Raw genomic sequence first — 26,368 nt, 5'->3', positions numbered from 1 at the left:
GGCAGATACAAAGTTGTACACAGAACTTAATGTGGAGACGGGTAGATGGTTCGCCAGTCCGTTTTCATATCCACAACAACCCAGCCATTTTCCTTCGCAGCATCCAGTGCCTTATCCAGTTTTCCGACAGATGAATGTCGATCGTATGCCCATTCACGCGCTTTATCCGTATGGTGTACAAGCAATCCTAAGCGTTTCCCGTCACCAGCCGTGACCCACTGAAGCATTTGAAAATCGCCGTCTGAGTTTCCGAAGGCAGCGATTGGGCGCCGCCCGATAAACTGATGAATCCCAACCGGTTTTCCTTCTTTATCATCAATAAAATTAACGGACGGCATCCGCAACAACTGAGGGACACCATCAATCAGTTTGTATTCGGTTTTAAAGCTGCTGCCAATCACCCACTCCGGAGGAATGCCATACACCCTTTCACTCCAGGGACGCATGAACTCAATTCCGCCACCTGAAACGATATAGGTTTTAAAGTGATTTTCCTGAAGGTAGGCAATCAGTTCCAGCATAGGCTGATAAACCATCTCGGTAAAAAGACGCCCCGTAGACGGGTGTTTTGCGGTGGCTATCCATTCCTCAACGAGTGTAGAGAAAGTTACCGTCGACATCCCGGCATGGGTTGCCATCATGAGTTCGAGAATTGAATGATTCCCGCCGGCAAGGGCTTGTTTGACATCTCCCTGCAGCACCGATTTGAAGGGTTCCTGCGTTTTCCATTCAGGATGTGACGGTGCTAAAGCCTGAATTCTGTCGATGACAAAGAACAGCTGGGTATACATGGGTTGCTCAACCCACAATGTCCCGTCATTATCGAAAGTCGCAATCCGTTCTCCCGGGGGGACAAAATGAGGAGAATTTTCACGCGTGACCTCCTGAACAAACTGAATGATGGCCTGTTTGCTTGGACCATCGTTCCAGGATGGCAACGCATCAGCTTCGCTGCTCTCTGAGACCAGAGGAAAGACAAACAGCAAAAGAAACGCGTACCTCATCAGTGCTAATGTCGGTCTAATCGCATGCATCGTCACCTTCGATTCGCCTCTTTTCGCTATGAAAAACGTTTTAAGTTAAGCACAAGCGCAAAGGTCGCACGTGATTAATATCACAAAAACAAGCAAGATAAACCTCTCACTTTAGGAGACAAATCAATATCATTGTTACTTCAATCATATTGATGTGTTTTTATCTGACATGAGACGCCGAGTTAATCATATTGAAGACATGAGAAAAGATTCAGCCTGAACGGTCATTTAAAAACACGATGACCAATCACGACTGCCAATCGCTACTGCCAGTAACTTTGCGTTCTCGGTAGAACAATCATCTGATCACCACTGGGTGAAAGTTGTCCTTCAACGAAGCTTCCCTTTAATTCATTCTGAAAAACAGTTCCCTGAAACAAACCCTGATACCCATTTTCTTCTTTGACCTGGAAATTAATTTCGTTTTCATGAACAGTCAATTCAGAAACGACAGGTATTCTTGGCGCCCCTTCACTGGCCTGAAAGCTCACAAAATACCTCCCAGAATATGACTCAGAAATAATCACTTCGATCCCAATCACATCACCCGATTCTTGATGAAGGTCAAAACTTGAATAAACGCCGGTGATATTCACCGTGGAAGCAACAGCAATCCCGGTTGATAGCAGTTGCAACACACAGATGAACATGAATTTGTATAATGAAATTTTCAAGCCAAACCTCATATTGAAATATCTGTTAAAATCAGAACTATCAAAAGAGATTATGACATGACATCATTCAGCAGAGTAATACTTTTTTTGTATCGAAGGCCTTTTTCAAATCTTCCCATTGAAAACGATTGTGAAAACAGACACGCGCATTTTCTGTATTATTCGCCTCAACTAATACAGGCGCCAAGACAAAGCCCTGTTTAAACAACCCAAAAATAACACTGAAAGATTCATCTGAATTGACGGCTTCAAATACGAGCACATCTTCTTTTACTAATACACAGTACTGCATATAAACTCCGGTCCTCAGTAGTTGATATCAGAATTATCTACTTTTATGCTATAGTGCATAGTGAATTTTTTGAATGGCGATAACTTAAAGTTATGAAGATTAATCCTAAATACCTGCATTCAATTGAAACCCTTGCAAGAGTAAAAAACTTCAGAGTTGCAGCCCAGATCCTTTGTATCTCGCAACCCGCACTTTCTAAACAGATCAAAAATGTTGAGGAAGCCTATGAAATAGAAATCTTCATCAGAGATAACCAGGGCGTCACATTATCGAGCACAGGAAAACAGGTCATCGACGAGATTATTGCCCTCAACAGACATATTCAAAAAGTAGACGACCACCTGAACAATATTTCCAGAAGTAATTTCACATCTTTATCCATAGGATTTGGAAAGTCGAGTTATGACTTTCTGCCACACTACATCCGGAAATTTCAGAATAAGCATCAAAACATCTCGATATCACTCTCAGATATTTGCTCTCATGAACAGGAAGAACAATTGCTGTCTGGCTCTTTAGATATTGGCTTTATGAGAAAACCTATATCCGACGCACTCAGCAGCATTAAAGTTTCAAATGATGAATTTGTCCTGGCTGTTTCAAAAGATCAATATACAAATGAAAACGTTGACGGTTATTTAGAAAAGTTTAATTTACTGATGATGGGCAATCACAGCAAATCGATGATGCATATTCACACCATGGCCTTGTTGAAAAACAGAGTATACAACATCACTAATATCTCGGCAGACATACAAACCATTATTACATTAATACTCTCGAATACAGGCGTTGCCATTTTACCGAAGAAATCAATTTTAGGTATCTATGAAGCAATCGAGCTTATTCCCTTTCCGGAAGATACAAGCTGGGATATTCATATGGTGTGGAACCCAAGCAGAACATCAAAATCTGTCGACCTATTTATTGAGCACGTCAAAGGTGAATATTCACACATCCTGAACCAATCCAATGCACCGGCTGAATCATCTTCACTGGATTGAACTTCCCATCAGTGGCGCTGAAAAATTCTTTCCTGAGAAGATTTTCACTGTCGCAACAACCGGTGAGAAATAAAAACACATGACCCACGGGCTGCCTGAAGTATCAAATATGGCTGTTCAAACCCTCGACACACAACAATCCTTTCCTCAATTAACCGCATTCACGGCTGGTTGATTGATTTCTTCATCAGCCAGCCTTCGAAAGGCTATCCGCTGCCATACAATCTATGAGGATGAGTTTTGACTTGTTTCAATTAACAATCGCTTTAACTCATCAACAGAGCTGACTTCATAGGAAACCATCGCTTCTGCAGAGACAGACTGACCGGTTTCATCAGATATAAGCCTGGCTAACATATCTGGCCGAATCTGTCCGTCTGTTGACTTGAGCCTATTCAGCTCTTCTTGATTTAAAGTTTTTACTGTGCCCGGCAGGTAAATCGTGCCGTAATACAAATCAACCCCGAACGCGATCAGCCCGGGAACAATGAAGAGTAACAAGCCAGCCGCATCCAATACTGCAATGGCCGGATCAAGATTGCCGCCCTTTTGGCCTTTTCTTTCCGGATGCAGCAGGACACCGCACCCTGACAGCTGAATCGTCAAAATCGCAGTCAAACAAATCGCCAATGCCTTATGCTTCATTTGGTCTCCCTAACCCAGTCGGTCCGAAAATTTTGTTGCAGTTTTCTATGATTGCTCCACCTAATTATGGCGATAAATGAGAGTGTTGCAGAGAATTTTGACTCGAGTTGACATGAAAGTAACGCATCTGGAAATGCCACATCACCTTTTCAAAAGCTCCTCACTTCTTCGATAAGGTCCCTGCCGGACACCCGTTTGCTCAAGCATTTATTCCATTCTGAAGTTCAGGACTGCTTTTGAGTTGGGCTGAAGACTGAGTTTCTTAAATTCTCTGTAAGATTTGGTATTGCCGGAAGCTTATCGTGAAAAGCCCCTTTTGCTGCCATAAAACCAAATGTGTAGGGTGCGACGTTCAGCCCTTCTCTCGCCCTTGTCTCCTGGCTTTCTCGCAGCTTGTTGAACATCCAGTCATCTAATTTATGCGTGATTTCCAGAAACTCCTCATGGGTGAGTTCTGCTTTTAAAGTAATCAGAAATGCCTGGTTATCCTTTGCTGGTAAGTCGATCACCCGCGCTTGAAGTCGGTTCAGCACCGTCTGGGTAAAGAAGATTGGGAACCTGGAACCTTTCTCAAATGAAGTATGTGAAGGAACTAACAGCTTGCAAACATGACCCGGCCGTAACTCAATTAACCTGAGGATTTCTAATTTTCTCAGATAAAGATGAATTGAAGCATCATTGAGTGCATACCGTTCTGCAATCTCATTGACCGTTCGGTGCTCCGTCAATTCGGACCAGAACGTAAATAACGCAGGGCATTCAAAGAAAGCCAGATCCTGCTCCCGGGTAAAAATAGGGACCGCATTGATATTCTTTTCAGCTTCTTCTAGCAGCTTTGACAGGGGGAAGTGAATCAAACGGCCGATGCTGATCAATCTTTGCATCGAAAGTGGCTGCACATTATTCAGTAATCGCTTCACACTCACTTCAGAGATTTCCAGCTCATGCGCCAGAGTTCGGTAAGAGATATTACATCTCTTCAGCTCCTTTTTGAGAATGGAACACACTTCTTGTGACAATCGATCATCCATCTTGCTCTCTCTGCATCGCAGCCTGATACCAAAAGCATCATAATACGACCCATTAAAATAATGAATTGAAACAATGGGTCAACATGAGATTCTTTTCTGATATTCAACGGGAAGGAAACTGTCATCATGAGCCAAAAAGAACTGACCATCCGTTTCGGGATTCAGCAGAGCTTACACTGGACGATTGCTGGAATTATGATTCCAGTGATAGCGCTGCTCTTTCAGTCCAGAGGACTGAGCTTATTTGATATTGGTTTCGTCATGGCTGTCTGGATTGGCAGTACCGCGATTCTCGAGATACCTCTGGATACTTATGGGCGCAGAAAGACTTACCTGTTCTCTTTGCTCATGAATATCCTGGGGGGTATTGTACTTTTTATCGCTGATAGCCTGCCCCTCATTCTGTTTGCTGCTGCGCTGCTGGGAGCATCCAACGCGGTCTATTCTGGCACGCTCGATGCGTGGTTCTACGATAGCTTCCGACACACACAGGGCAACCAATCTTTTCATTCAGCGTTAGCGATAATCAATGTGTTCGTCACGATCGGCCTGGCAACAGGCTCACTCATTGGTGGATGGCTTCCCGATAGCAGTGCCAGTTCATTCTTCAATTCAACCCGTATTTATGACCTGAACATCGTCATTGTTGCTCTCTCCAACCTGGTCCTGATTTTGATGACTCTGGTATTGATTCCTTCAGAGATTCACCTCAAAACATCTCAAGTTGAAATATCACAAGCGAAAACAACACAAACCAAAAAGAATAACGCGGATTTTCTGCAGGCTAGTTTGCAAGCCATCAAAACATCTATTCGCCATCATGTACTCAATCGGCTGATGCAGACAACACTGGTGTTTGGCATGGTGTTGAGTTGCATAGAGAACTTTTGGCAGCCTTACCTGGCAGAGCTCATTCAGGGGACGGCTTATGGTGTCACGGTATTTGGTATTCTCTCCGCCCTTTACTTTCTGATGTCTGCCGGCGCATCACTGCTGTCGATCCGATTACTCAGATATTTAAAAGGCTCACACAAGTTCCTGATGTTCACGACCCGAGCGTCAGCTGGCCTTGCGTTGATTGCCCTGGCCAATACCACACACCTGTTCAGCTTTGCCTTGTGTTATCTGCTATTTTTCTTCCTGTTCACTGCAGGCAATAATTCAGAAAGTGTCATGCTGCACGAAAACACAGAAGAGCATGTCCGTTCAACCATGCTGTCCATCCGTTCATGTATGGTCACCAGTGGTGGTGTGATCGCATCCCTGTTTTTCGGTTTTCTCTCAGAGTATTACGGCATTTCAGTCAGCTGGACAATTTGTGGCGTGATGCTTGTTGTTTCTTCCGCTCTGTTTATCTTGATTCCTGAGAAATCAGAGCCGCAAACGGCTTAAACGCCCTGCTCGGCAGTGATGAACCGGCAGAATGAAATGACTCTGTCAGATTGTGCTGATAATAAAGCAATATATCGCAATCAGGACGAATAGACTTTTGCCTGTTCTTTCAGCCACTGAATGAACAGCTTGACCTTAGGTCGCTTTAGGTTCTTTTCCGGCAAACAAATAAAATAAGAAGAATCGGGTTCAATGGCTTGCTCTCCAATTCGAACCAGTGTGCCATTCTGAATATATCTGTGAGCTAAACTATGCTTGATTAATCCAATCCCTTGCATGGCCAAAGCACTTTCTACAACAAATAGAGAACCATCAAATAAAAGTGAGGGTTTAACCGGTTTCTTTTCATTGTATTTTAACCAAAATTCCCAGCTCATATCCGTCCATATATCTTCAATTAATGCCCCTTTATGCAAATCATCGATACTATAAATACCGTGCTTTTCTTGATAGTAAGGATGGCAGACAGGATAAATTAAGTCTTTCATTAACCATTCACTGTGCATCCCCTGATACTGACCCTGGCCGAATCTCACACACAAATCGATACTTAAATCACTGGGCAGCGCGAGACGATTTGTGGGTTCGATAAGTATACTGATGTCGGGAAACTGCTCTCTAAATCCTTGTAATCTCGGGATAAGCCAATGGTGAGCGAAAGAGCTTGGGGTAGATATCGCAAGCTTGTTTGGATGTTCATCATCAATCAGATCATCAACACCAGCTTGCAGGTGACTAAACCCTAACTTAACTTCTTTGTACAGGTTCTCTCCGCAAGGCGTCAGCTCTATTCCTCGATGGTTCCGGTAAAACAAGCAAGTATCAAGACTGGTTTCGAGTTGCCTGATTTGTTGACTGACCGCCGCGGGAGATACAAATAAATCTTGCGCTGCAGATTTAAAGCTTCCTAAAGAGGCTGATTTATAAAAATAAAGTAATCCTTGTAAGGGAAGATTGTGGCGTTTCAATTAAGATCACCTTAACCACCGGTAAGAAAAGATTGCTTGTCAGGCTAACACAAATTCACAAAAATATAAAACTCACTACCACTCAATTGACAATTACGTCAATTGAGTTTTTTTGATTTTAAAAGCCTGAACAACCTGACAATAAAGCAACAAGGAATGGTTATGAATAAATATACAAATATAAAAAAGTCAATCGACATCAGTAATGGATTTTGGGATGTCACCAACAATAATGGGCTCGCTAATATCATCAGTGAAAATTTAGGTAACGGCGCTCACAAAACTGTTCCCGGCCAACAGCGTTTCATCAACATGTCGTCTTACTCCTATCTTGGACTGGATAGCCACCCGAAAATCCTCGAAGGTGCCATCCAGGGGATTCAGTCCACGGGCGCACTCAACTCTTCAACATCAAGAATCAGAGTGCAATACGAGATATTGAATCAAGCAGAATCCCGGTTAGGTGAGCTAACAAACTCAGATGTGTTCACTTTGCCCTCCTGTGCAGCGGCCGCGGCGGCAACACTTCCATTACTCGCATCAGGCGCACTCACCAACAACGTCCCGCCAGTCATGGTTTTTGATAAGCATGCTCACTTCTGCCTGAACTACATGAAGCCGATTTGTGCAGATGAAACGGAAATCATCACAATTAATCACAACGATATCGAGGCACTGGAAGATATCTGTAAACAGCACCGTCAAGTCGCATTTGTCGCAGATTCGATCTACAGCACTGGCGGGGCTGCCCCAATCAAAGCACTGCTCGAATTACAGGACAAATACGGTCTGTTTCTGCTGATTGATGAAGCCCACGGCCTATCAACAAAAGGCCACAATGGCGTAGGCATGGTATTGAGTGAGACGGGTGAACTGAACGAGAAGACGATACTCATTGCCTCTCTGAATAAAGGATTCGGAGCCTCTGGCGGCGCCGTTTTCTTCCGCAAGAACCCAGACAATAAAGTGAGAAACTTACTGGCGAGATATGGCGGCCCAATCACCTGGTCCCAGCGCATCAACACGGCGGGTCTTGGCGCCATTATTGCCTCCACAGAACTTCACTTAGACGGCACGATCAATCAGTTACAAAACACATTAGCCGCCAAAGTCGATTTGTTTGATGAACTGGTCGAGACACAAGCACGTGGCGATGGCCTGCCGATTCGATTTGTCTCGCTGGGTGATGAACAAGCCACCATCGACATTGCCCGTGGCTTACTCGACTCAGGCTTCTATACATCTGCGATCTTTTTCCCGGTGATTGCGCGTGGAAAAGCTGGCTTGAGAATTATGCTGCGCTCGAACATGCAGGATGAAGAGATCCGTGCGTTTTCACTGGTACTGAATCAGCTCAAGCAAAAATATGGGGCATAACATGCTTAGTCAAAGTAACCGAATCGTCATACTGCTCTCTTGTACGTTAGTTTTAATGGCACAGATGGCCACCACCCTGTATTTACCGGCCTTACCCCAAGTCGCTGGTGAACTGGCGATCAGCCGTCACTCCGCTGAGTTGTCCATTTCACTCTTTGTGATTGGTGCAGCGCTGCCCGTGATTTACTGGGGGCATGCTGCAGAAAAATACGGCCGGAAACGTTCTCTCTCAATGGCGCTGATCGTATTCATTACGGCCAGTCTCGTTCTTTATTTTACCCAGTCTCTCGAAAGCTTACTGATTGCCAGGGTGATACAAGGGGCTGGGGCTGGCGGCGCTGCGATCATTGCCCGGATTATCGTGAGAGACTACTGGCATGGCGATGCGCTCACGCAAAAGCTGTCTTTGTTATCGATGGCATTTATCGCTGCACTGGGCATCGGCCAGTTTATCGGCTCATTGCTCACCCAGTACAGCGACTGGCGCATCGGATTTTTAATCTTGTCATCCATCGCTGCTTTTTCTTTGCTCGCCATCACTCAGCTGCAACTTCAAGGCCCAGCCCAAAGTGACCAGCAGAAGCCAAAATCCAGTGCGAGTTACATGCAGATTGTGAAGGACCGGGGCTTCCTCATCCCTTGTACCCAGGGGGGACTGGGTTTTGCCACGATTGTGACATTACAGGAAGTCAGCCCATTTATTTTCGATCATGACCTGCAACTCTCTGGTCAACTGTTTGGCTTCTTTGGCCTCGCGATTGGCGTGACTTACTTCCTGGGATCTCTGTATGTCAAACGCTATGTCACCAAAGTCGGCAGCCAACAGCTGATGAATCGAGGGGCATACATCCTTCTGACAGGCGCCCTGCTCATGCTGACGATCTGGCTGTTCAGTGAATCAATACCAGGCCAGATCCTTGTCGGTAGCTACATCGCTTTGTATCTGCTGATTATCTTTGGCCAGGCTGTGATTTTTCCGAACAGTATGTCTCTGGCGGCAAGCAATTCTGCTCACAGCGGCGCACACAGTATTGCCCTGTGTGGTTTCTTGCAGCAATCCATGGCAGGGGTTGCCGCAGCCTTGGCGGTTGGCGCAGGTCACAGCCACAGCTGGACGTATTGGGTCGCGATTATGGGGGTTGTCATTTTCACCCTGGGGTTCACAAGAAAAGAGCAAACAGCATGTCTAAACTAATTTCCACACTGGACCTCAAGTCTGAAGAAGCAAACGTCAACTTTGACAATTACAACGCCATTTTAGCGGGTTTTTACGAAGCCCAAAGTGAAGCGCTCGCTTATGATATTCCCAGCCGCGCCAAGCAAAAATCCCGGGGAAAGCTCTCTCCCCGTGAGCGTATCGCCCAGTTAATTGATGCCGGTACGACGTTTTTTGAAGTGGGGCAAATCGCCGGATACATGGTTTACGATCAACCGCTTCCCAGCGCTGCGATTGTCACTGGCGTCGGAGTCATCAACGGTCGTAAATGCGCAATTTTTGCCAACGACTCTGCGGTGAAAGGCGGTACTTACTATCCGGTGACCTTGAAAAAACACCTGAGAATGCAGCATATCGCCCGAAAGCATAAATTGCCCTGCATCTATCTGGTTGACTCGGGAGGTGTTTTCCTGCCGCTTCAGGACGATTTGTTCCCGGGTGAACACCACTTTGGCAAAATTTTCAAAAACATTGCTGAGATGTCTAGCCTGGGCATCGCTCAAATCTCTGCCGTGCTGGGTTCCTGTACCGCTGGTGGGGCTTACATCCCGGCCATGTGCGATGAAACCATTATCACGAAAGAAAACGGGACGATCTTTCTCGGTGGTCCACAGCTCGTGAAAGCTGCAACCGGTGTCGAAGTCGATGCTCAATCCCTCGGCGGCGCGAATCTGCATACTGAAGTCAGCGGAGTCGCGGATCACTTTGCAGAAGACGAAACGCACGCACTCCACCTGGTCAGAGATCTCGTCAGCAGATGCCACCACAATGAGCCGGATTGCGGCCCGGACATTGAACCCCGTGACAGCGCGTATTCGCTCGAGGAAATCCCTTATCTCATCAGCCGGGATCCCAAAAAGCCGATTTTAGCCCGGGAAATTCTGGCAAGGCTACTGGATGGCAGCGAGCTCATCGAATACAAAGCCAATTTTGGTAAAAGCATCATTTGTGGCACCGGTCATATTGGTGGCTATGCTGCCGGCATCATTATCAATGACGGTGTCCTGTTCTCTGAAAGTGCCATCAAAGCCACGAACTTTATGGCCATCTGCGCCAAACGCAATTTACCCATTATTTTTATCCACAATATCAATGGGTTTATGGTCGGCAAAGAATATGAGGCCGGCGGCATTGCCAAGCACGGCGCTAAAATGGTCAACGCTATTTCTTGCCTGCGAGTGCCAACAATCAGCCTGGTGATCGGCGGCAGTTATGGTGCCGGTAATTTAGCGATGTGCGGGCGCACCATGGAGCCTGATTTTATGGCCATGTGGCCAAACGCGAAGACCTCAGTTGTCGGCGGGGTTCAAGCTGCAAAAGTGATGCTCATGATGGAACAGGAAAAGCGCCAGCGCATGGGTGAAGAGATGGATGAATCTGCACAGCAGCAATTCATGCAACCCATTATCGATACGTACGAACGTCAAGGCTCGGCCCTCTATGTCGGTGCGAGAATGAACGCTGATGCCGTCATTTCACCAGCACAAACCCGGGAATGGCTGGCAATCTGTTTGTCTCTGAGTAAGCAACAGGATGTTGAAGACACTCACTTTGGTATATTTAGGATGTAACCATGTTTAATAAAATTCTGATCGCAAACAGGGGTGAAATAGCACAAAGAATTGCCCGAACCTGTCAGGAGCTGGGCATTGCTTATGTCGGCCTGTATTCCGATGAAGACAAAGGAAGTGAATACCTGGAACATGCCGTGCAATGCGTCCATCTGGAAGGCAGCGCGGCGCTGGACACCTACCTGAATATACAGAAAATCGTCCAAGCCGCCATTGACACAGAATGCGATGCGGTGCACCCCGGCTATGGCTTTTTATCCGAAAATGCAGAATTTGCCCGGGCAATAGAAGATCAAAACATCACGCTGATCGGACCGACCTCCGAAATGATCGGCCTCATGGGCAATAAATCGATCGCGAAAGATATCATGGCTCGGGCGGGTTTGCCTGTGTTGCCCGGTTCTCTTCAGGGGACGTCTGACAAAGCGCAATTGATCACTGACGCCCGGAGTATCGGCTATCCCCTGATCATCAAACCGGTGATGGGGGGCGGCGGTAAAGGCATGACCATCGTGCATGAATCAGGCGCGCTTGATCAAGCCATTGACGAAGCACTTCGAGTCGCGATGACTGCGTTTGGTGATAACCGTTTACTGCTTGAAAAATATGTCGAGTCACCCCGGCACATTGAAGTCCAAGTCGCCTGTGACCATTTTGGAAATGCCATTCATATCTTCGACCGGGAATGCTCAATTCAGCGACGCCACCAGAAAATCATCGAAGAAGCACCCGTGACCCACTTGAGTGAGCATGTTCGCAATCAATACCTCAATGCCGCAGTCAATGCCGTTAAGAACGCCGGCTATAGTAATGTGGGGACGGTCGAGTTTATCGTCGATCAGGATCAATTCTACTTCATGGAAATGAACACCCGTCTTCAGGTCGAACACACGGTCACTGAAGAGATCACGGGGATTGATTTGGTCGAACTGCAAATCAGTATCGCCGCGAATCAGCCGTTAGCGCTGAAACAAGAAGATGTCTGTGTCCATGGACACGCGATTCAGGCGAGGATCTATGCTGAAGATCCTTATCAGGATTTCAAGCCCGATCCAGGCAGGGTTTTCAATGTGCAATGGCCGGGTCAGGTGCGGGTAGACCATGCATTTTCTCAAACGGGCACGATTTCCAGCTACTATGACCCCATGTTTGGCAAAATCATCAGTTATGGCGCCAATCGAAACGCAGCAAGACGCAAGCTGTTAGCTGCCCTCGCACACACGAGCATTCTGGGTGTCAAATCGAATACTGACTTTTTGCGTTTTATTCTTTCCCATCCGGACTTTGTGAAAAATGACATCAGTACCGATTTAACGGACCGGTGTTTCACCTCAGCATTTTTAGACAGTCAGGCCGATGGAATGCTGATCCGCTCTGCGGTTGCGGTTGCTTCCTGCCTCCAGCTCAGCAACTCGCTGAAACATATCACCCAGACGCCATGGGTCGCCCGCGCCGGGGCTGCATTACCACGTCAGCTGGGTGAAGCACACGTCGGCAAACTGCACTTTGACGTCGAAAACACGCCGTATCAACCCTGTGTGATCTCCGCCAGTGCAAATAAGTCTGTGATTACTGTGGAGGAAGAAGAGTTCAGTGTCCGTTGTTCCCACGAGCATTCACGCAACGATCACCTGTTGTCAGGCACTGTCGGCGCCATCGTATGGCAGGCCATGATCGAAGCGGGACGCTACCTGATTCAAATTGAAGGGGCTTTTTTCACAGTCACACCTGCGTCGAATCAGTTTGGCTCTCAATCCAGCCAAACCGACACCGCGAAGTCAGATATATCAGGCGTCATTGTCGCGGTTCTCGTCGAAAATGAGCAACACGTTGAGTTTGGCCAGCCCCTAATCATTATCGAAGCGATGAAAATGGAAACGACCATTTTTGCGCAAAAATCAGGGACGGTTTCCCACCTCAACGTCCTCACCGGAGACATCGTAAACAAAGGTGATACCTTGCTTAAAATCAATGATATCCCCTCCGAATCCAAGGCGTGATTTCTGAGCTCATATGGCTTGAACGGCAGTTCAAGCCATTTCCCCCATGGTTTCGTTGATTTTATTGATTGGCCCAGCGACGCGCTGCAAGGTAATCAAATTGGCTCGAAAAATAAGAAAACTAACTTTGCGCATAATAGGCATGAGAAGGAGATGCAGCTCTAAACATTTGCACGTTTGAATTTCAGGGGGGACATCTCATCTTGTGCTTATCAAGACAACCAATGAAGCCGGAAGGCACAGCTGCCCAATGCGATTTTTTCAATACACAATTACGATGCCGAACGACACTCCACCATTTTAGGCAGGCATTCTAAAATAGCATCCAACGGATAAATACTTTGATGTGCTCGGCACAGCACCACGGCCCCTTCAATGCTCGCGATAATACTCAACGCACTTGTTTGTGCCGATGAAACTGAATGACCGTGAGCGATCAGATGATTCGTAATCAGCGACTGCCAGTGACTGAACACGTGTGATACAGCAGCTTTAACCTGCTCCCCTTCCTCTTCCTGAGGCGCTTCAATCGCCGCTGCAACAATCGGGCAACCCGCGCGATAATGAGATTTCGTCAGTCTCTCACGCCATTGGGTCAAAAACACGCTGATGCCGTTTGGGTCATCCTGCTCTAAACAAGCCTGCAATTGCGCTGATACTTGCTCTCCCGCCCACAGAATGGCTTCAGCTACGATTTGATGTTTCCCACCCGGAAAATTGTGATACGTGGAACCAAGAGGTGCATTCGCAAACTTTACCACTTCACGAATACTAATCCCTCGCAAACCATGTAAAGCAAGCATCGATGCGGCAGCTTCAATGACTCGTTGGCGCGCCTTTAACGAGTTTTTACTCACGTGTTAACCTCTTGTTATAACGGTTGTCATAAGATAACATGCAACCAGCAATTAAGACACTCGTTATAATTTTGAGGCTATGATGATATCAACGTCGTTTTATACCGAAGACCAGTATTTAATTCGCGGACAGCTTTACCCCGCAATGGGTGCCATACAAGGGAGAGTGATTGTGGCTGGTGCCACAGGTGTGCCTCAGGGCTTTTATCGACGATTCTCTCAATTTGCCAGCGAACAAGGTTTTGAAACCTTAACCTTTGATTACCGCGGCATTGGGGAGTCTAAACCAGACACCCTAAAAGGCTTTGAGATGGATCTGCTGGACTGGGGCAAGCTTGACTTGGCAGCGGCGGTTGATTTCATGAGTAAAGACGATATTCCCGTCTTTATTATCGGTCATTCCTATGGCGGACACGCCTTCGGATTACTCCCCAACCATCAAAATGTTTCTGGGTTTTACGTCTTTGGCACAGGCGCCGGGTGGCATGGTTATATGCCTTTCTCAGAACAAGTGAAGGTTCTCACGATGTGGAATCTTGTCTTGCCGGTTTTAACCTGGTGGAAAGGATATTGCGCCTGGAACATACTCGGAATGGGTGCAGATTTACCGAGACAAGCTTTTAGCCAATGGCGTCACTGGTGCCGGTTTCGTCATTATTTTTTTGACGATCCGAATATGGCTGGCATCGAAACATTATATCAATCAGTACAAACCCCCATCGTTGCCGCCAATGCGTTAGATGACCTTTGGGCAATGCCTGAATCACGTGACGCATTTGTTCAGCACTACAGCAACGCCCCTCTCACTCGTCTTAATCTTTCACCGGAAATCTTGGGAGGAAAGATTGGCCACATGGGGTACTTCCGTAAGCATGCTGAACCATTGTGGCAAGCAAGCCTGGACTGGTTCAAAACACTGACGACGGAAGATACATCCGCATGATTCCCCCGACCCCGTCGCTCATCCGTCTCAAATGGATACTGCTGGCGACTGTTGTGAGCAGTATCTTTCACTATGTCGACAATATAATGTTTTTTGCTAATTACCCGGAGCCAGTTTGGATTCAGCCTCGCATGATTGACCTGTTTTGGTTCGCCATGACGCCTTTGGCTCCCCTGGGATATCAACAAGTAAAAAGAGGACATTGTCACATCAGTGCATTTTTGCTGATAACGTACGGGCTATGTAACATGCTCACACTTGGGCATTACAACTTCGCGCCGCTTAGTCATATTTCCACCAAGATCCATTTGCTGATTCTTTTTGAAGCGCTGATGGGAGGCATTCTGATTGGCTATATCTTGGTGCTATATAAACAGTTCATGCAACAACGGAACTAGTCTGGCTATGGCGCCCTCTTTATCTCATCAAGGAAGAACCATGAATATTTCAGAATTAACTGGCTTAGAACACTGAAGTGCGATCATTACCGGAGACATCCCGCCTCCCAGTATTTTTGACACCATGGGCATGTTTAACCTTGAGGTCGCCCAAGGTGCTGTCACTTTAGGGTGTCGCGCAACCGAACGACATTGCAATCCCATGGGAGGTGTGCACGGTGGCTTCGCCGCAACGATATTGGACTCAGTCACAGGTTGCGCGGTGCACAGCATGCTCGAAGCCGGGGCCAGCTATGGCACCGTTGATCTTGCAGTCAAGATGATGCGACCGGTACCCATCAATGAAAAGCTCATCGCCGAAGCCAGAATCACCCATATCTCCCGTTCTCTGGGAATTGCTGAAGGCACGATTCGTAACAGCGAAGGCAAACTACTTGCGAGCGGATCAGCCACCTGTTTTATTAAGCGCCCAGCGGCTAAAGCATGATTGAAACAGCCATTCGCTCTAGCTTTAGCCTGAGCCAATCGACCACAGTCCTCGATACCAGCAACATCACCCACCTTTGAAATCACAACACCTCAGCGATTGCTGGGGTGTCCCAATCGGTCGCTGCTTCTTCGGCGAGTCTAACGATGCTCGTTGTGGATACTGACTTCCTGGCTTATCTCCACGGCACAACTTCCAATGCGGCAGGCAATTTGAGATGAAGGCAATACAGAATATCAAACCCGATTTGTCAGGAAAGACGACGACATGGGAGATGACTGAAACAAGGAATTTGTTGTTTGCACCATAAGTCGACATATCCTCTCTCAGTACAGCCAAATCACCATTCGTCTAAAAGGTACTTACTTACACTTACCCACGGGTAAATCATTGATGCATTTGAGTGTAAGGCAGCATCGAGACTCTAATCTGGACAAAAGTTAGTTAGCAGCTTTGCTAAATTAGCATTTAACAGATTATCTTGGATATCACAAAACCTCTAACCAAACGACCAAGTTTACTCACCCACAAAAGGTCAGCACAGGGATCTTGGTGCTAAATTCTTCTTTGAAGTCTAATATGTACATCTTGTATAAGTGTCTCTCACGCTAACAATAAATTCTCCAGTTTTTGCTACGCATATACCATTTTTGATAATGAAGCCTTCAACCCAGTGATCACCTGTATACGAGGTTGACTCAGTTCTAAAAATGTCGGCACTTGAAATATTCACATGCTCAGAGATTTCACCTCGAAGTTGCTTCGCATCTCTTGCCTCTTGACCTGTATTGACTACTTGCCAATATACTTCAAACGGTCTAGGTACATCAGTTTGAAGTTTAAATTTAAGTTGTTTACCTTTGAGTAGCGGTTGACCAGACTTAAACCCCGTCCAAAATACATTTGTCTTGTAGCTCCCTTTAACCGATGCACTATAAGAAGGGTTTAATACTATTGGCCAGTTACCAGTAGCTTTGTGGGCGACCTGAAAATTTAAAGCAGGAAGATTAGTTGGTCTATAAACATCAACTAAGGCCTTGGTAAACAAATCACTTTCAACCATATGATTTATATTTATCAGATCATCTCTAAGCCAACCAACCCATTGAAAAAATGCTTTGGCTCTTGCATGATCATCTTCATGCCACCTATCGGCAAAGTTTTCTCCTGGATTTGTTGGATTGGAAATTATCCATTTCCCATCCTGTGTACGCGTAATTAATGAATAAAGTGAATTTGCATGGGCTTGGTTATATACGAACTGAGTAGTCAACTGGTTGGATTGCTGCTCCAACCGCGTAACTAGGTTTCGTAAAGTTTCAAAAATTGTTGTCTCATTTTGATAGCACTTTGCCGCAAGAACACTAATTATCATGGAAATAGGCTTGAAGATTTCCACTTCAGATTGAGAAAATCTAACATCACGATGTCTCTTTAGGAGTTGAATAGATCTTTGCAAAGGTGTTTTTACATGGATATTAGGAACATCATCTATTGAATTATACAGCTGCCTTTGGTTATTAAATATTTCCGTTTTTTGAGTTAACTTTTCTCGTTCAAATGCGATCCCATTTTTTTCGTAAAACCATTGTGCGAAGCCCTTTGGATTACTTGTAGTCCAAGAATATTGGTTTTGTTCACTTTTGTTTGTCGCTGCAATCGCATTTCCTTGTGCCAGTTGGTTACTTTCAGGAATTGAAGGCAACAAATCCATATGAAAGCCGATACCATCTTCTTCCGCATAATTTAAAGTCCAGCAGCGCTTACCTTCATCATCGAGCAATCTTGAGTAAGTTCCGTTTTGTTTAACCCTATCGCCGACTTGCTCTTTAACAGTACTTGGTTGAGTAACCTGCTTCGAATGAGCCAGACTACATACCAAATCAATATCATAGTCGGCATCATTGCTATTCTTAAATGGACGGATTTCTGTTCCCAGTTTAAATGACCCTTGCAAGTAGACTTCAGGTAATCTTGTGGTTCCTGGGTAATCACCTTGTTCTAGGTGAGCTTTCATCGAATTGAAGCGCTCAATAGCTTGACGATACTTTGAGGGTGTAATATCTAGTTTTCTTGCAGCCTCTAAAAGGGCTTCTTCTCTTGAAACGAGATTACTCATTACTTACCTCCATGTATTGTTATTGTTGGCTCGAACGCATTAGTTGAATAATTTTGGTCAAATATAAGCCAAGGCATACTTGCTTTTGGCATTCGAACTCGACCAAGCTCTACGGAACAAGAGACAGGCATTGCAGGAAAGACTTTTAGTTGCACATCCAAGCCATATTGGGCAGATATATTATCTAAGAGTTTTCTCATCGTCACTCTAAACTTTGATAGCTGTTCAGAGGCTCTAATAAAATCATTATGCTGAAAACCTTTAGGGGTACTAACCTCCCATATATCGACATAATGACCTAATACGTCATGAACTCGGCTATGATTGATGTGTGAACTTAATGAAAGTAATAATACAGGAGTTCCATGTATTACTTCAGGTGTTGTTACATCAAATTCAAAATCATCGGGTGGAGATTGCCAATGCCATGTTTTTGGTTCTCTGATTGGCTGATAAGTTTCAACGTCAATTTTGTCTGTAAACAAACAACCAAGCTTAATCAATAAAGGCATTGGTGCTAGAGAAAATAGCGAGAAATGAGTGCAATCATTTAAGTTCAACTTAGGAGTTATTTGCTGACAAAAAATTTCTTCTAAATGCTTTGATTCGGCAACCCAATACTCTTGATCTTTGTCTTTTAGACTACTGGACATTGATAACTCTATGGCATCAGCACTAAAGGGATACTTAGAAGGGAACATTGCACTTACAGCTTCTTGATATTGCAAAGGAGACAATTGTTCCCCTATATTGGCACCATAAAAAGTCACATAAGACTTGTTTGATGGACTAATACCTGCAACTGTCCATACACGATGCTCATGTTCTTTTTTCCACTTTAGTAGAAGTTCTGCTGAGTATTTTTTCCCTTTTTTATCTTGGTCTATGGTTTTGTGACAGTCGTGACACATCAGCATCAAGTTATCCACATCGTTAAGATCAGCCTTATTCATCACTAGCGGCCCCCATCCTCTGGGGCCATCTTTAGAAAATGAATAGATGTGAGCCGCTTCAGATATATTTACTTGTTCTAATGTAATTGGAGATTGATAAAGAGGCCTATTACAACCATTAAACTGGCACCTGCCAGCTGACTTTCCCCACAGCGCTGTTTTTACTTTTTCTTTTATATACCTAGTAACTTCTTTTGCCATAGAAATCATCCTCAAACGTGCACTTGTATTTTCCAGTCAGTGCCTTTAGGCTCACCCATTAGCTCCATCGAGGTCTATAGGGCGCAAAAAACTCTACCAGTTTCAGGGTATCAACGTGTTATTAGCATCGTTAGCACAATTTGACACGCTACCGTCCCACGTTATCAAGGCTCCATACGTCAGATGTGACTACCACAATTGCATTCATAACCTCACGTATTGCATGGTCATTTAGGCGTGATGACATTAGCAAAAATATGGGAAAAACGAACAGTACATATAGTTTAGGATGACGACCCCAACTGATAATGGGGCATCAGCGTACTATTTAACTAAGCAACCCATTCAGGTACGCTACCGAACTTAAGTTCGCAAAGTTACGTGCCCCCTCATCTACCCAGCATAGCTGCATGCAGAACTGTACACACAGTGCAATCACATAGATGTGCGTTCATTAACAGAATTATGGGAAAACGAAGTGATTAGAACTCTGTAGAGTTGCGGCTCTAACAAACTTTGGGGCAAATCTAAGCTGAGACAAACAACACGCAGAAGTGCGCTTCAGGACTGAAATGTCATTGATTTACGTAATGAAGTGACTATGTCAGCTAATACTGCAAATGATGTCAGGAACGAAGGAAGATATGTCGGCTTATGGTAAAACTACACAAACGTCAGATGGGTGGAGACCCCCACCAGCCACATCCCGGCACACACGTCGCTCGCTGCGGCTGCTCCCTTCCGGGCCTGACCGGGTTCACGAGTTAGTGTTGCGGGAGGACCAATGGGGGCCTCCATAGATTTGTTATCTCAGCGCAAGGCTTGGCTTGTCGTGAGAACGGGATGGATTATCCATGAACCCCGAAGTCATTGCAAGGTAAAGACAAAGACTCTGTCACTGACTGCTGGATTATTACCCAACGCAGTCCGATTCGGCTCAGGCGTCTTCGACTTCAGCCAGCAGGTATTCTCCCAAAATGGCGCTGCCGAGTACCATCAGCCAGGACACCAGTACCGGATTGGGGACGTCGAATTCAGGATCAATGGCCACCGTCGCAAAGGCTACCGCCGGGAGCACCCAGCTCAGCCTGTCAACCCAGCCCTGCGGGTGTTTCAGGTACAGTGTCTGCAATGCCAGAATCAGTCCGATCACACAGAGAACAATCAAGGCAGCAGGTGCCAGATCACTCAGCCATAAAGGCACAGCCAGCAGCAAAGGCCAGCCATAATTTCCTTTCACCGGACGCCAGAATCGCCCGGCACACCAGATCATCCCCACCGCGATGATCTGCAGTAAGGTGAAAGACATCTGACCGCCCAGTTTTCCTTCACTTTGTAAGGCCAGCATCCCGGCGTCCATGGCAATCATGATGGCAAATAATAAAGCGCCCACCTGCCAGTTTGCTTTTGAGGAAAAGCTGACCGAAAACACAGGAAGCATCACCAGAAGACTGACAGACAATGCAAGCGGCTGATACGGCAATGCAGCACCATACAATCCGATGCCGAACAATAGCAGCAACGACGACAAGCCGCCTTGCGGCAACAGCCATAACGCCGGGATAGCAACGGCTAACACCGTCAGGTAATGTTGAGAGAGCCCTAAGGTACTGACCCCGATCACAGTCAGTGCCACGCTCATGATTGAGAGTATAATGGCATTCAGCATTTGCACCTCCTTGCGCAAACGGGCTACAACGGTGCCATGCAACGTTCGCAGGTTGTATCTGTTATTCGTTAATCCTGAAAAAGACCCTGAAATAACTATGGACGACTTTGAAAACCAAATCTACAGCCAGATCGCCCAAATCCCTTTGGGTAAAGTGTCGACCTATGGCGATATCGCCCGCTATGCAGGCTTCCCTGGTTATGCGCGCCATGTCGGCAGGTTATTAGGTCAATTACCGGAAGGCTCAACCCTGCCCTGGTTCCGGGTGATTAACAGTCAGGGAAAAATATCGCAGCAGGGAGAAGATTTCCTGCGTCAGCGTCAATGTCTGATTGCTGACGGCATTGAAGTGTCATCAACGGGACGGGTATCACTCAGACGCTACCGCTGGGATGGCTTTCCGGAGCACTGACCAAGGTTCGGTTACTTTTTCCGCCTGAGCAAAACAAAAAACCCGGCATGTTCGCCGGGCTCTTGAATACTTGTTCTGTTTTACTGACTGACTTTGACCAGCATCAGATCCAGCTTGGTGGTTTTAGCCGGGTCTGTAATCACGTGGTTGGCCGTATCTGTGATAAACAGCAATTTGCCATTCAGTTCAATCCGTGCGCTGACCGCATAAGTGTGAGCCGGTTTGACCTCACCTTCCATATACTGAAGGGTGAATGAAAACGGCACCTGCTTTCCGCCGGCAAGATAAGACTGACTGCTGATCACTTCTGCGGGGGCATCCATCAGAGAAACATCAGAGAGTGTGACAGTGATCAGGGCATCATCTGGCAGCGCAATTCGCTCTCGGTAAGCCAGTGAGCCTTCAATTTTGCTGACGCCTGCATCTTTGGTGATCAAATTGGTACATGCCGAAATAACCATTGCTGTAATCAATAACGTTAACAGCGCAAACATCTTTTTCATAGTTGCCCCTCTTATTCCTCCTGCAAGTCGATGATTCTAACGCTTCTGAACCTTTCGTCTTGTGTTTCTGATCAACTGATTGTAAAAATTTGATTAATGATAACATTGTAATTGGAGCGTCAATGAGCAAAGAACTGAACGAACTTCTCAATCTGCTACACTTGGAACAACTTGAACAAGGTTTGTTCCGTGGCCAGAGCCAGCATCTTGGTCTGCCTCAGGTTTACGGTGGCCAAGTGATCGGTCAGTCTTTATCCGCAGCGAAAGAAACGGTTTCGGAACAACGCTTTGTTCATTCGTTCCACAGTTACTTCCTGCTGCCGGGTGATCCTCAAAAACCCATCATTTACGATGTTGAAAACCTCCGCGACGGAAAAAGCTTCAGTACCCGCCGGGTGCAGGCCATTCAGAACGGCCGACCGATCTTTTACCTGACGGCGTCATTTCAGGGGCTGGAAGAAGGTTTTAACCATCAGTTCCAGATGCCTGCCGATATACCGCCGCCTGAGTCGCTCAAATCAGAACAGGAACACGTCAAAGCCATCGCTGACCAGCTGCCGGGCAAATTTGTCGAAACCTTTGGCTGCGATCGCCCGATTGAAGTGCGCCCTGTTCATGTCATCAATCCGCTTCATCCTCAGTCACAGGCGGCCAGACAGTACCTTTGGATAAAGGCAAATGGTGAAATGCCGAATGATCCGCGTATTCACCAGTATGTACTGGCTTATGCCTCCGACTGGGGATTTCTGGTGACGGCCCTGCAACCGCACGGCGTCACACTGCTGACACCAAAGATGCAGGTTGCCACCATTGACCACTCCATGTGGTTCCACCGCCCGTTCCGGATGGACGACTGGCTGCTCTATGCCATCGACAGTCCGTCAGCCAGCGGCTCGCGGGGTCTGGTTCGGGGCGAGATTTACAATCGTCAGGGCGAACTGGTCGCAACAGCTGTTCAGGAAGGTTTGATGCGTCAGCGCCACTCACACTAAATAAGTGCCCACTTACGATAAAGCTCCCGAAATCTTTGATATGTCATCATGATTCCGGGAGCCATTTATAGGGAAAGGCTGGTACTTTTTTGTCAGCTTGCCGTCAATATTTTACTGTCTCAGTCGATGTATCTTCCAATTGGTGAAGATGATCACCAGCCTGCTGCAGCTGATACATTTGCCAGTACTGTTTCCGCTCAGAAAGCAGACTGAAATGCGTCCCTCGCTCAATGATTTCGCCATGGTGCAGCACGACAATTTCGTCCGCATCCATGATGGTGGAAAGCCGGTGCGCAATCACCACAATACTCATATTTTTCCGCAGCACCGACAGCGCATGCTGAATTTTCTGTTCGGTCCCCGAATCGATATTGGCGGTGGCTTCATCCAGAATCAGCAGTTTGGGCTTCTCCACCAGCACCCGTGCCAGCGCCAGTAACTGCCGCTGTCCGGCCGACAAATTCACTTCACCGCTGCCAAGCAATGTATCCAGCCCCTGAGTATACTGACGCACCTGACCGGCCAGTCCGACGGTTTCCAGCGCCAGCCAGATCTCTGCATCAGCCACATCCCGCCCCAGACTGACGTTTTCACGCACCGAATCACTCAGCACATGCGGATCCTGCTGCACCATGGCAATCCCCTGCCGCAGCACCGGCTGACTCAGACTCTCCAGCGGTCTGCCATCCAGTTCAACCACACCTTCTGATGTTGGGTAAAAGCCCATCAATAGTGAAGCCAGCGTACTTTTTCCGCTGCCGGTATGACCGACCAGCGCCAGAAACCCCTGATGCGGCAACGCAATGTTGATATGGCTGAGCACTTTCTGTTTGCCGTCGTAGCTGAAGCTGAGATTCCGGCAAGCCATCTGACCACTTTCAATCGGCCTGCGATCCTCGCCGTAGCTCTGCTGACGGGCGTCGATCAGGGCAAAAATGCGCTCACTGGCAACCAGCGCCTGCTGCAATAAAGACAGTTGCTGAGTCATCTCGATCAAAGGTTCCGTCACCCGCCCCAGATAGCTCAGGAAAGCATAAAGAACCCCCACCCCAATCACGGTTGTCCCGCTGAAGCCGAATAAAGCAACCAGCGTGAGCAAAGCGATTCCTGACAGCAGGTCAATCAGGGGCCGCAACAGCAAACTGTTCAGCCTGGTGACTCCGATTTGAGCCTTCAGGTGCTGGTCTGTCAGACTGGCAAAATGCGATTTGAAACCTTCTTCCTGACGCATCAGCTGTACCAGACTCATGCCCTGAATTGATTCACTCATTGAAGAGTTGATATCCGACAGCAGATCGCGCATCCGCCGGTAAGCCCCGGCACTTTTACGCTGATACACCACCATGACGCCCACCACAACAGGCAGCAATGCCAGAACCACCAGCGTCAGACGCCAGCTGATGATGGTCATGACAGCCAGCATCACCAGAATCAGGATGATGTTCTTTAGGAACGTCGCGATGACAGAGACATAAAATTCTTTGATTGATTCGGTGTCATTGGTCAGCCGGGAGATCAGTTTGCCGCTCGGAGTATAATCAAACGCCGACAGCGGTTGGTTCATCACGCTGGCAAATAACTGCTTCCGCACTTTCTGCACCACATCAATCGCCAGACGGTTAAAGCGAAGCGCTTGCGCGTACTTGAACACGCCCGCCAGAATCATCAGGGCCAGATAAGCCGCGACCAGCACCGCAACTTCAGTGGCCGGAAATTCATCCCGCGTGATGTTGTTATCGATAAAGTGCTGGATCAGCCATGGGCCGGATACATCAGCCAGAGAAGCAATCAGCAGCAGGCCAATCGCAGCCACCAGGGTACGCTTATCTGCCAGCGCATAGCCCAGCAACCGCTTCAGCACTGCATTATTTACGGCCTGTTCCTTCATTGGCCCTCCTCAATCGCTTGTTCCAGTTTCTGGTAACGATACATCTCGGCATACCAGTCTTCATGAGCCAGCAAGCTGGCGTGCGTTCCCCGTTCACTGATTTCACCATGCTGAAGGACAACAATTTGATCCGCCTGCTCCAGGGCAGTCAGCCGGTGAGCAATCACAATCACGGTCTGACGCTGCGGCTGTGAACGCAGATTATGCAGGATGCGGTGCTCTGTTTTGCCGTCCACCGCAGACAGCGCATCGTCCAGGACCAGAATTTCAGCATTCAGCAGTAAAGCCCGTGCAATGGCAATCCGCTGTTTCTGACCGCCGGACAAGGTGATCCCTTTCTCGCCAACCAGGGTGTCATACCCCTCCGGGAACAACATGATGTCGTCATCGATACACGCCAGCGCCGCTGCACGGCGGATCTCCGACAGGCTGGCTTCCGGTTTTCCGAGCGCAATGTTCTCTGCAATGGAGCGAGAAAACAGAAACGGGCTCTGGCTCACCACCGCAAAGCGGCTTCGCCACGCATCCAGCACCGCCTCACGAATCGTCACCCCGCCATAAGCGATCTGACCCTGGATCAGCTCCTGCTGACGCAGCAACAGCGCCAGCAGTGTCGACTTCCCGCTTCCGACCGGACCGGCCAGCCCCAGCATCTGTCCGGAGGCCAGATGAATGTTGATATTTTTCAGTGCGGGCTCACGCTGTTGCGGCCAGCTGAATGCCTCCACCTCAATTTCCAGCGGCTGTCGCAGCCCCGGCAACGGCGTATAACCGCTGACAATATCCGGCTTTTGATTCAGAATTTCCTGCAAACGTTTCCAGGCAGCAGAACCACGTTCGAGAATATTGAACAGCCAGGCAATGGCCAGCATCGGCCAGATCATCAATCCCTGATACAGAGTGAAAGCCGTCAGGTCACCCAGCGTCAGTTCACCAATGTGAATCAAATATGCGCCGCCGCCGACACTGAGGAAAAACGACATGCCAATGGTCAGCTGGATCACCGGATCAAACTTGGCATCCACTTTCACCACCTGGTAGTTTTTGTCACCCGCAGCATCGACTACTTTCTCGAACGCTGCCTGCTGGCGCTGCTCCAGACCAAAGGCCCGGATCATACGGACGCCGTTCAGCGACTCCTGCGTCGTGTCTGTCAGGGCAGAAAACGCCGCCTGTGATTCGCCGAATCTGTCGTGTAACTGACTGCCGAAACGGGACACCAGCAGCGCCATGACCGGCATGGGCAGCAAGGCCAGAATAGTCAGCTGCCAGCTCAGTTGTGTGGTCATGATCAGCAACACGGCAAAGCCGGTAATGAGTGAATCCGCCGCGGTTAAGACACCTTCCCCGGCGGTCATTACCAGCGCATTCACATCGTTGGTCGAACGGGCCATCAGGTCACCGGTTTTATGGCGCTCAAAAAACTGCGGCGCCTGCCGGGTAAAATGATGATACAACTTATCCCGCAGCACGGTTCCCAGCTTCGCAGCACTGCCAAACAACCAAAGCCGCCAGACGATGCGCAGCAGATAAACCGCCGTCCACATGGCGGCCAAACCCATGAGCCACAGCAGCATGGTGTCCAGAGAGATCTGGCCATCCACCACACCATCAACGATCCAGCCCACCGCTCGGGGCGGGATCAGTTCAAAAATCGCAATCACGACAAAGATGGCGATCGCACCGCCATAACGCCGCCATTCCTGCCGGAAATACCACCTGAGTTGCCAAAAAACCTGCAT

The 26,368-nt window shown here is 47.4% G+C and carries 24 protein-coding genes and 1 other RNA gene; 11 read left to right on the top strand and 14 right to left on the bottom strand.

The window, feature by feature from the left end:
• Nucleotides 1-26: 26 nt before the first annotated feature.
• The 3 genes from ACYP03_RS01140 to ACYP03_RS01130 form a co-directional block, all read right to left on the bottom strand.
• Nucleotides 27-1,034, bottom strand: coding sequence for an HAD family hydrolase (locus ACYP03_RS01140; RefSeq protein WP_459778192.1), 1,008 nt, complete (start codon nucleotides 1,032-1,034; stop codon nucleotides 27-29).
• A 263-nt stretch (nucleotides 1,035-1,297) separates the two neighbouring features.
• Nucleotides 1,298-1,708 carry a hypothetical protein gene (locus ACYP03_RS01135; protein ID WP_459778191.1) on the bottom strand — a complete coding sequence of 137 codons (411 nt, stop codon included), beginning with the start codon at nucleotides 1,706-1,708 and terminating at the stop codon, nucleotides 1,298-1,300.
• Between the two features lie 67 nt (nucleotides 1,709-1,775).
• Nucleotides 1,776-2,000 (bottom strand): hypothetical protein, encoded by a 225-nt coding sequence (locus ACYP03_RS01130; protein WP_459778190.1) that lies wholly within the window; start codon nucleotides 1,998-2,000, stop codon nucleotides 1,776-1,778.
• Nucleotides 2,001-2,092: 92 nt separating this feature from the next.
• Here ACYP03_RS01130 and ACYP03_RS01125 point away from each other — a divergent pair, with 92 nt between their 5' ends.
• Nucleotides 2,093-3,004, top strand: coding sequence for a LysR family transcriptional regulator (locus ACYP03_RS01125; RefSeq protein ID WP_459778189.1), 912 nt, complete (start codon nucleotides 2,093-2,095; stop codon nucleotides 3,002-3,004).
• A gap of 225 nt (nucleotides 3,005-3,229) precedes the next feature.
• Here ACYP03_RS01125 and ACYP03_RS01120 read toward each other — a convergent pair whose 3' ends face one another.
• Entirely contained in the window at nucleotides 3,230-3,649 is a 420-nt protein-coding gene (locus ACYP03_RS01120; RefSeq protein WP_459778188.1) for a hypothetical protein, read from the bottom strand.
• A gap of 224 nt (nucleotides 3,650-3,873) precedes the next feature.
• Entirely contained in the window at nucleotides 3,874-4,680 is an 807-nt protein-coding gene (locus ACYP03_RS01115; protein ID WP_459778187.1) for a helix-turn-helix domain-containing protein, read from the bottom strand.
• Between the two features lie 126 nt (nucleotides 4,681-4,806).
• Between ACYP03_RS01115 and ACYP03_RS01110 the strand changes: the two genes are divergently transcribed.
• Nucleotides 4,807-6,072: an MFS transporter gene (locus tag ACYP03_RS01110; RefSeq protein ID WP_459778186.1), complete on the top strand. Its 1,266-nt coding sequence runs from the start codon at nucleotides 4,807-4,809 to the stop codon at nucleotides 6,070-6,072.
• A gap of 80 nt (nucleotides 6,073-6,152) precedes the next feature.
• Here ACYP03_RS01110 and ACYP03_RS01105 read toward each other — a convergent pair whose 3' ends face one another.
• Nucleotides 6,153-7,040, bottom strand: coding sequence for a LysR substrate-binding domain-containing protein (locus ACYP03_RS01105; RefSeq protein ID WP_248143743.1), 888 nt, complete (start codon nucleotides 7,038-7,040; stop codon nucleotides 6,153-6,155).
• A 162-nt stretch (nucleotides 7,041-7,202) separates the two neighbouring features.
• Between ACYP03_RS01105 and ACYP03_RS01100 the strand changes: the two genes are divergently transcribed.
• Genes ACYP03_RS01100 through ACYP03_RS01085 form a run of 4 tightly spaced genes read left to right on the top strand, consistent with a single transcriptional unit; the run spans nucleotide 7,203 to nucleotide 13,204 of the window.
• Nucleotides 7,203-8,417: an aminotransferase class I/II-fold pyridoxal phosphate-dependent enzyme gene (locus ACYP03_RS01100; protein ID WP_459778185.1), complete on the top strand. Its 1,215-nt coding sequence runs from the start codon at nucleotides 7,203-7,205 to the stop codon at nucleotides 8,415-8,417.
• A gap of 1 nt (nucleotide 8,418) precedes the next feature.
• Entirely contained in the window at nucleotides 8,419-9,612 is a 1,194-nt protein-coding gene (locus ACYP03_RS01095; protein ID WP_248143741.1) for an MFS transporter, read from the top strand.
• Entirely contained in the window at nucleotides 9,600-11,204 is a 1,605-nt protein-coding gene (locus tag ACYP03_RS01090; RefSeq protein ID WP_459778184.1) for a carboxyl transferase domain-containing protein, read from the top strand. Before ACYP03_RS01095 ends, ACYP03_RS01090 begins: the two co-directional genes overlap by 13 nt.
• A gap of 2 nt (nucleotides 11,205-11,206) precedes the next feature.
• Nucleotides 11,207-13,204 carry an acetyl/propionyl/methylcrotonyl-CoA carboxylase subunit alpha gene (locus tag ACYP03_RS01085; RefSeq protein ID WP_459778183.1) on the top strand — a complete coding sequence of 666 codons (1,998 nt, stop codon included), beginning with the start codon at nucleotides 11,207-11,209 and terminating at the stop codon, nucleotides 13,202-13,204.
• A 272-nt stretch (nucleotides 13,205-13,476) separates the two neighbouring features.
• Here ACYP03_RS01085 and ACYP03_RS01080 read toward each other — a convergent pair whose 3' ends face one another.
• A complete protein-coding gene (locus tag ACYP03_RS01080) occupies nucleotides 13,477-14,061 on the bottom strand; it encodes a TetR/AcrR family transcriptional regulator (RefSeq protein ID WP_459778182.1) in 585 nt (194 codons plus the stop codon).
• A gap of 172 nt (nucleotides 14,062-14,233) precedes the next feature.
• Between ACYP03_RS01080 and ACYP03_RS01075 the strand changes: the two genes are divergently transcribed.
• The 3 genes from ACYP03_RS01075 (at nucleotide 14,234) to ACYP03_RS01065 (ending at nucleotide 15,889) form a co-directional block, all read left to right on the top strand.
• Entirely contained in the window at nucleotides 14,234-15,004 is a 771-nt protein-coding gene (locus ACYP03_RS01075; protein ID WP_459778181.1) for an alpha/beta hydrolase family protein, read from the top strand.
• Nucleotides 15,001-15,402: a hypothetical protein gene (locus ACYP03_RS01070; protein ID WP_459778180.1), complete on the top strand. Its 402-nt coding sequence runs from the start codon at nucleotides 15,001-15,003 to the stop codon at nucleotides 15,400-15,402. Before ACYP03_RS01075 ends, ACYP03_RS01070 begins: the two co-directional genes overlap by 4 nt.
• A 124-nt stretch (nucleotides 15,403-15,526) precedes the next feature.
• Nucleotides 15,527-15,889 (top strand): PaaI family thioesterase, encoded by a 363-nt coding sequence (locus ACYP03_RS01065; RefSeq protein WP_459778179.1) that lies wholly within the window; start codon nucleotides 15,527-15,529, stop codon nucleotides 15,887-15,889.
• 574 nt (nucleotides 15,890-16,463) lie between these two features.
• Here ACYP03_RS01065 and ACYP03_RS01060 read toward each other — a convergent pair.
• The 4 genes from ACYP03_RS01060 to ACYP03_RS01045 form a co-directional block, all read right to left on the bottom strand.
• Entirely contained in the window at nucleotides 16,464-18,008 is a 1,545-nt protein-coding gene (locus tag ACYP03_RS01060) for a nucleotide-binding domain-containing protein (protein WP_459778178.1), read from the bottom strand.
• Nucleotides 18,008-19,162, bottom strand: a complete 1,155-nt coding sequence (locus tag ACYP03_RS01055) for an SAVED domain-containing protein (protein WP_459778177.1) — start codon at nucleotides 19,160-19,162, stop codon at nucleotides 18,008-18,010. Before ACYP03_RS01055 ends, ACYP03_RS01060 begins: the two co-directional genes overlap by 1 nt.
• Nucleotides 19,163-19,852: 690 nt before the next feature.
• Nucleotides 19,853-19,949, bottom strand: an RNA gene (ffs, locus tag ACYP03_RS01050) — signal recognition particle sRNA small type.
• Between the two features lie 150 nt (nucleotides 19,950-20,099).
• Nucleotides 20,100-20,831 carry a VP0952 family biofilm-associated protein gene (locus ACYP03_RS01045; protein ID WP_459778175.1) on the bottom strand — a complete coding sequence of 244 codons (732 nt, stop codon included), beginning with the start codon at nucleotides 20,829-20,831 and terminating at the stop codon, nucleotides 20,100-20,102.
• Nucleotides 20,832-20,928: 97 nt separating this feature from the next.
• On the opposite strand from ACYP03_RS01045, the gene ACYP03_RS01040 reads away from it, so the two are divergent.
• Nucleotides 20,929-21,243: an MGMT family protein gene (locus ACYP03_RS01040; protein ID WP_248143719.1), complete on the top strand. Its 315-nt coding sequence runs from the start codon at nucleotides 20,929-20,931 to the stop codon at nucleotides 21,241-21,243.
• A gap of 80 nt (nucleotides 21,244-21,323) precedes the next feature.
• Here ACYP03_RS01040 and ACYP03_RS01035 read toward each other — a convergent pair whose 3' ends face one another.
• Nucleotides 21,324-21,746: a YbaY family lipoprotein gene (locus ACYP03_RS01035; protein ID WP_248143717.1), complete on the bottom strand. Its 423-nt coding sequence runs from the start codon at nucleotides 21,744-21,746 to the stop codon at nucleotides 21,324-21,326.
• A gap of 122 nt (nucleotides 21,747-21,868) precedes the next feature.
• On the opposite strand from ACYP03_RS01035, the gene tesB reads away from it, so the two are divergent.
• On the top strand, nucleotides 21,869-22,738 hold the full coding sequence (gene tesB / locus ACYP03_RS01030; RefSeq protein ID WP_459778171.1) for an acyl-CoA thioesterase II: 870 nt from the start codon (nucleotides 21,869-21,871) through the stop codon (nucleotides 22,736-22,738).
• Between the two features lie 103 nt (nucleotides 22,739-22,841).
• On the opposite strand, the gene ACYP03_RS01025 is transcribed toward tesB, so the two are convergent.
• Nucleotides 22,842-24,626, bottom strand: a complete 1,785-nt coding sequence (locus tag ACYP03_RS01025; protein ID WP_459778168.1) for a SmdB family multidrug efflux ABC transporter permease/ATP-binding protein — start codon at nucleotides 24,624-24,626, stop codon at nucleotides 22,842-22,844.
• Nucleotides 24,623-26,368: an ABC transporter transmembrane domain-containing protein gene (locus ACYP03_RS01020; protein ID WP_459778165.1), complete on the bottom strand. Its 1,746-nt coding sequence runs from the start codon at nucleotides 26,366-26,368 to the stop codon at nucleotides 24,623-24,625. The genes ACYP03_RS01025 and ACYP03_RS01020 overlap by 4 nt, the downstream gene beginning before the upstream one ends.

Source organism: Photobacterium sp. R1, assembly GCF_054600795.1.
The sequence above is the reverse complement of the archived record's forward strand: the minus strand, read 5'-3'. Positions and strand labels throughout refer to the sequence as shown.

What these genes read in the sequence shown, in the direction of transcription:
- ACYP03_RS01055 (WP_459778177.1), bottom strand. Translation starts at nt 19,162, where the DNA reads ATGGCAAAAGAAGTTACTAGGTATATAAAAGAAAAAGTAAAAACAGCG.
- ACYP03_RS01090 (WP_459778184.1), top strand. Translation starts at nt 9,600, where the DNA reads ATGTCTAAACTAATTTCCACACTGGACCTCAAGTCTGAAGAAGCAAAC.
- ACYP03_RS01130 (WP_459778190.1), bottom strand. Translation starts at nt 2,000, where the DNA reads ATGCAGTACTGTGTATTAGTAAAAGAAGATGTGCTCGTATTTGAAGCC.
- ACYP03_RS01035 (WP_248143717.1), bottom strand. Translation starts at nt 21,746, where the DNA reads ATGAAAAAGATGTTTGCGCTGTTAACGTTATTGATTACAGCAATGGTT.
- ACYP03_RS01085 (WP_459778183.1), top strand. Translation starts at nt 11,207, where the DNA reads ATGTTTAATAAAATTCTGATCGCAAACAGGGGTGAAATAGCACAAAGA.
- ACYP03_RS01120 (WP_459778188.1), bottom strand. Translation starts at nt 3,649, where the DNA reads ATGAAGCATAAGGCATTGGCGATTTGTTTGACTGCGATTTTGACGATT.
- ACYP03_RS01040 (WP_248143719.1), top strand. Translation starts at nt 20,929, where the DNA reads ATGGACGACTTTGAAAACCAAATCTACAGCCAGATCGCCCAAATCCCT.
- ACYP03_RS01095 (WP_248143741.1), top strand. Translation starts at nt 8,419, where the DNA reads ATGCTTAGTCAAAGTAACCGAATCGTCATACTGCTCTCTTGTACGTTA.
- ACYP03_RS01100 (WP_459778185.1), top strand. Translation starts at nt 7,203, where the DNA reads ATGAATAAATATACAAATATAAAAAAGTCAATCGACATCAGTAATGGA.
- ACYP03_RS01110 (WP_459778186.1), top strand. Translation starts at nt 4,807, where the DNA reads ATGAGCCAAAAAGAACTGACCATCCGTTTCGGGATTCAGCAGAGCTTA.
- ACYP03_RS01115 (WP_459778187.1), bottom strand. Translation starts at nt 4,680, where the DNA reads ATGGATGATCGATTGTCACAAGAAGTGTGTTCCATTCTCAAAAAGGAG.
- ACYP03_RS01065 (WP_459778179.1), top strand. Translation starts at nt 15,527, where the DNA reads ATGGGCATGTTTAACCTTGAGGTCGCCCAAGGTGCTGTCACTTTAGGG.
- ACYP03_RS01060 (WP_459778178.1), bottom strand. Translation starts at nt 18,008, where the DNA reads ATGAGTAATCTCGTTTCAAGAGAAGAAGCCCTTTTAGAGGCTGCAAGA.
- ACYP03_RS01125 (WP_459778189.1), top strand. Translation starts at nt 2,093, where the DNA reads ATGAAGATTAATCCTAAATACCTGCATTCAATTGAAACCCTTGCAAGA.
- ACYP03_RS01140 (WP_459778192.1), bottom strand. Translation starts at nt 1,034, where the DNA reads ATGCATGCGATTAGACCGACATTAGCACTGATGAGGTACGCGTTTCTT.
- ACYP03_RS01070 (WP_459778180.1), top strand. Translation starts at nt 15,001, where the DNA reads ATGATTCCCCCGACCCCGTCGCTCATCCGTCTCAAATGGATACTGCTG.
- ACYP03_RS01020 (WP_459778165.1), bottom strand. Translation starts at nt 26,368, where the DNA reads ATGCAGGTTTTTTGGCAACTCAGGTGGTATTTCCGGCAGGAATGGCGG.
- ACYP03_RS01045 (WP_459778175.1), bottom strand. Translation starts at nt 20,831, where the DNA reads ATGCTGAATGCCATTATACTCTCAATCATGAGCGTGGCACTGACTGTG.
- tesB (WP_459778171.1), top strand. Translation starts at nt 21,869, where the DNA reads ATGAGCAAAGAACTGAACGAACTTCTCAATCTGCTACACTTGGAACAA.
- ACYP03_RS01025 (WP_459778168.1), bottom strand. Translation starts at nt 24,626, where the DNA reads ATGAAGGAACAGGCCGTAAATAATGCAGTGCTGAAGCGGTTGCTGGGC.